Origin of the sequence: Odoribacter sp. N15.MGS-14, assembly GCF_000980245.1 — a bacterium.
Lineage (GTDB): Bacteria > Bacteroidota > Bacteroidia > Bacteroidales > Marinifilaceae > Odoribacter > Odoribacter splanchnicus.
The window spans coordinates 1-5039 of the sequence record NZ_LARE01000110.1 but is presented as its reverse complement, the minus strand read 5'-3'; the positions used below and the strand labels follow the sequence as shown (position 1 = coordinate 5039).

The window sequence follows — 5039 nt, the reverse complement described above, 5'->3', positions numbered from 1 at the left end:
GCCAGACAGGTGGCGGAACTCGAGCCTCAGAACCAGGTTGTACAACGCCTGATGATGTACAATTCCTATGCACTCAAAGCGTATAGGGAGGGATTGGCACAGGCTGAAAAATTTTTTCAATCCGTCTCTCCGGAGGACATTATCGGGCAGGATTACTGGTATTACGGGCGTTTGTTGAAAGCTACCGAAGCCTATGAGCAGGCGATTCCCTGGTTAAAAAAATCTTTGCAATTGGATTCGGCTAATACGCAGATATATAGGGAAATCGCAACATCCTGGGAAAAGTTGAACTGCTACGACAGTGCGGCTGTTTATTATTCCGGTTTGGTTGCTTTGGGTGGGAAAGAACTGACCCTGGCCGATTATTTCAAACTGGGGCAATGTCATTATCTGGCTTCGGCAGAGGCAGATTCGTCTGCAGTAGGAATAAAGCACCGGAATGAACATCTGAGGCTTGCCGACAGTATATTCGGCTATGTGGCGGCTCAAAAACCGGACAGTTATTTGGGGAATTTCTGGCGCGCCCGGGTCAATTCAGCCTTGGATCCCGAGACAGAGCAAGGTTTAGCCCGCCCCTACTACCAGGCTGCTGCCCAAATACTTGAAAAAGATACCCGAAAAAAACTGAAATTGATTATAGAATGCTATAGTTATCTGGGGTATTACTATTATTTACAAAAAGATATTCCTGAATCGAAAACCTATTGGAATAAAATATTGAATTTGCAACCCGAAAACGAAGTGGCCCGGAAAGCGATCGAGGGTATGAAATAATTTTAACGTCCGGGAACTGGGTATACTAACCGATAAATTTGTTCAGGAGTACTGTCGCCGATTGTATTATAAGGTTTACGGAGGCGTTATGGACGGAATGGAGGCGGGAGATATCGTACGGCGTTCGAGATTGCCGGGCTAGCTGGATATCCGGGTTTATGCTTCGGTGAAGCGTGTCCGTCTGAGGTATTTCATCAGACTGAAACTGACCGGTGTGTACAGAAGGCGGCAGGGTAGGCCCTTCTGTTATCTTGTACCGACGATTCCGGGGAGGATGAAGAAATTGTTAAGACAGGTGAAACTGAATGGGAAGGCTTATTTTGAGGTGGTCCGGAACGAATACCGGTCTTTCATGGTAGAGACCGATGTTCGTCCCGGGCAGGGGTCAGGGGAATAACCAAAGTAAGAGAGTGGCCGGTAAGTAATCTTTCAATTCTTTCTTCAGATTTTTTAAAGCTATTTCCAGGTGTTTTTCGACAGTACGGGGAGATAAACCGAGTTCCGCTGCTATCGTTACAGCCGTTTTACGGTCAAAACGGTTCATCAGGAATATTTTCCGGGCTTGGGGAGGTAAATGATCGATGGCGGTTTCGATATGCTGCCGGAGTTCTGCTTCTACATAATATTCCCAGGTTAGCATTCCCGTAATATCCCTTTTTTGCAGGATTTTTTCCTGATATTCATTCCGGATTTTCAAGTGATCCAGATAGTTCAGACAACGGTGGCGGATAGATGTAAATAAATAGGCTTTTATATGATCCGTTCCCAAAATTCGGTTGTCTTCCCAAATGTGGATAAAAAGGTCGTGTACCAAATCCTCGGCATTTTCTGTGTTTCCTGTAAAACGGCTGGCATAAACTACCAGACCACTGTAATATTGTTTGAACAGGGTTTCGAATTTCTGGTATTCATCGGTTGAGCTAAAGGACATCACATGTAAATTTTTCCTCTTGATGCAAAGGTAAAAGATAAAATCAGGGTACTGCAAAAAAATTATTCTTTTAACTACGTATATTTTTGTTTTGAACTGTTTTCATGATATAAGTCGGATAAAAATGGATAAAATTATGAGAACAGATCCGAAACAATCGGATGAGAACCGGGAAGAAGCCGGACTGGAAGAAGCTTTGAAGTTGTGGATGGAGATCCGTCAGGTAGATCGAAAAAAAGGTTGGGAGCGGTTGGAGGCAGAAATAGGCCGGCAATACGGATTACGCCGACAGGAAAGGCGTCGTCGTTTGGGTTACTTTCGGTGGCTGGCTGCTGCCGTTATTTTATGCTTCGGGATCGGTGGGCTGCTTTGGCTTCAATCGGTACGAAAGCCTCAAACCGAGCTATTAGCCGATTGGGATAAACAACCTCGTCTGATATTAGAAAATGGAGAACAAATTTTGTTAGGCGGGGAGCAGGAAGTGAAGCCGGAAGAAGAAAACAGGAATTTTGTGATCGATCGCCGGAAGAAAAATATCGTTTATACTAACCGGCAGGGAGGAGAACAAAAAAAATGGCAGTACAATACCCTGGAAGTTCCCCGGGGGGCTGAATATGAATTGATCTTGGCAGATGGAACCCATGTGTGGCTGAATGCCGATACCCGTTTGCGTTATCCTACTTGTTTCAATACAGACGAACGGCGTGTGTATCTCGAAGGAGAAGCTTATTTTCAGGTGACGAAAGATACCGCACATCCTTTTCGGGTAGAGTCGGAGGCACAGGTTGTAGAGGTGTTGGGTACTCAGTTTAATGTGTATGCTTATGGACATGAGGAACAAACATATACTACATTGGTAGAAGGAAAAGTTGCTGTGACCGCGTCGGCTTCGGGGCAGCACGTGCAGCTTATGCCCGGTCAGCAAGCCTCGCTCGGCCGGCAAGGAGGGGAGATCGTTGTCGGTGAAGTGAACATTCAGCAGGTGGTAGATTGGAAAAATGGCATGTTTGTTTTCGATGATCTGAGTTTGGAGGCTATTCTCCGCAAAGTGGCCCGTTGGTACGATGTCGAAGTATTTTACCGGAATCAGCAGGCTAAAGCGATTGTTTTTAAAGGAAACCTTCCCCGTTACGGAGAATTGCCGGAATTACTGAAAGTATTGGAGAATAGCAGTGAGGTACATTTTTCGTTAAAAGGAAATGCTTTGATTGTAGAATAGAAAAAGAGGAAAAAGTTGGTCACTTTTTCCTCCTGAAAAGAAAACATCTGTTGGTCGCAGATGAATTGTTTAACTAATGTCTTTACAAAATTATGAAAAAAAACGCAACATGCTGGCTTTTCCCTTCGGGAAAGTGGTGGAAAATTCTCTTAATTATGAAATTGAAGATTTTTTTTCTTCTTGTCAGTCTCGGTACTTTACAGGCTGCCGGTTATTCCCAGGACAGTCGGTTCAATCTGAAGAAAAATGATGTGTCGCTGACAGAGGTACTTCAGGAGCTACAGCAACAGTCCGAGTATCGTTTCTTTTATCAGAAAGACATCTTTCAGCAGGCAGACAGAGTGAATGTGGATATGAAAAATGTTTCCTTACGGCAGATCCTGGATGAGGTCCTGATACGTCATGGATTCAGTTACGAGATGATAGATAAAGTGATTACCATCCGAAAGATACAGCAACAAAAAACTGCCGGACGGAAAATTACCGGTATCGTTATGGATACACGCAAACAGTCGTTGCCTGGAGTGACTGTCTTGTTGAAAGGTACTGCTTTGGGTGTGGTGACCGACAAAGAAGGTCGGTTTAACATCGAAATACCCGAAACCGATCCCATTGTATTGGTATTTTCTTTTGTTGGGATGAAAAAGCAGGAAGTGACTTACACTGGACAAGAAGACATTCAGGTTGTTATGGAAGAAGAAGTTACCGAAATGGATGAAGTGGTGATTACCGGATATCAGGTAATTGACCGCAAGAAACTGACCAGTGCCATTACTTCGGTGAAGGCCGAGGATATTATGATTCCTGGGGTAAACTCAATCGATCAGATGCTCGAAGGCCGAATCCCCGACCTGATGCTGACTACCAATTCGGGCGAAGTGGGAGTGGTGCCGCGTTTGAGGATTCGGGGAACTTCGACCTTGGTTGGCAATCGCGAACCGTTGTGGGTTGTCAATGGCGTAGTGGTGAACGATCCGGTGCCTTTGGATTCGGATGTGCTCAACGACCCCGATTATGTAAATCGCATCGGAAATGCGATTGCCGGATTAAACCCTCAGGATATCCAACGGATAGATGTATTGAAAGACGCTGCTGCAACTACACTTTACGGTACACGTGCTGCTAATGGGGTGATTGTTATTACCACTAAAAAAGGACATGTTGGTAAACCTGTCGTACGCTATAATATGACGACTACTTACAAAAGACGCCCACGTTACAGCGATCGGAAAATTGACCTGATGAATTCCAAAGAACGGATTGATCTGTCGCGCGAATTGGCGGCAGCCTCCTATTTATACCCATCGGATATGAGTATTGTGGGGTATGAATATTTATTACAGCAATTGTATGCAGGAGTGATCGATGACGAACAATTTGCCATAGAAGTGAAAAAGTTGGAAAACAATAATACCGATTGGTTCGATATTCTGACAGAAGATGCTTTTTCGCATAACCATACCCTGAGTATTTCCGGTGGTACCGACCAATTGCGTTATTATTCTTCCGTGGGGTATACTAAAGACAATGATGTAATCAAGGGACAGGGCATTTCGCGTTATACCGGAAACCTGAGTCTGGAATCGGATTTGACAAAATGGCTGAAAGCATCGATGGATTTCAATGCTAACATCAGCGAGCGCAATTATGAACAGAGTGCTGTCGGGTCGGTCAATTATGCTTATACCACTAGCCGGGCGATTGCGGCTTACGAAGAAGGCGGAGACCTGAGTTATTACCAAAAACGCTACAATTCATTCTATCGTTATGATTTCAATATTTTAAATGAAAGAGCGAATAGCTATACCAAGCAGGAGAACAGTGGTTTTGATCTGACTTCCCGGCTGATATTTCGTTTTACAGATTGGCTGAACGGGGATGTACTTTTCAATTATGCCGTTTCGAATGCCGATAATGAAGATTATTGGGGTGAGAGTACCTATCATGTCGCTTGTATCCGTAAATCGAACTATGGAGTGGCTGCTCCTTCTGATAGCGAACTGCCGTATGGCGGAGAATTATCGGAACAGAACACCCGGAATAAAACTTATTCTTTGCGCGCGCAGCTGAACCTCAATAAATATTTCGGCGAGGAAGAAAAACATAATATCAATG

The 5039-nt window shown here is 44.4% G+C and carries 5 protein-coding genes; 4 read left to right on the top strand and 1 reads right to left on the bottom strand.

All coding sequences use genetic code 11. The features are described from left to right. The coding region (locus tag WS34_RS14060; RefSeq protein WP_046405594.1) for a hypothetical protein at positions 1–774 on the top strand (774 nt) is incomplete at its 5' end. Between the two features lie 274 nt (positions 775–1048). Then, entirely contained in the window at positions 1049–1171 is a 123-nt protein-coding gene (locus tag WS34_RS15805) for a hypothetical protein (protein ID WP_256316212.1), read from the top strand. On the opposite strand, the gene WS34_RS14050 is transcribed toward WS34_RS15805, so the two are convergent. After that, positions 1160–1705, bottom strand: a complete 546-nt coding sequence (locus WS34_RS14050) for an RNA polymerase sigma-70 factor (RefSeq protein ID WP_046405590.1) — start codon at positions 1703–1705, stop codon at positions 1160–1162. The genes WS34_RS15805 and WS34_RS14050 overlap by 12 nt on opposite strands. 136 nt (positions 1706–1841) lie before the next feature. Between WS34_RS14050 and WS34_RS15800 the strand changes: the two genes are divergently transcribed. Together WS34_RS15800 and WS34_RS14040 are read left to right on the top strand one after the other, a co-directional pair. Continuing rightward, on the top strand, positions 1842–2924 hold the full coding sequence (locus WS34_RS15800) for a FecR family protein (protein ID WP_162613211.1): 1083 nt from the start codon (positions 1842–1844) through the stop codon (positions 2922–2924). A 155-nt stretch (positions 2925–3079) separates the two neighbouring features. Beyond that, positions 3080–5039 (top strand): SusC/RagA family TonB-linked outer membrane protein (locus tag WS34_RS14040; RefSeq protein ID WP_286693812.1); only part of this gene is annotated, 1960 nt, incomplete at its 3' end.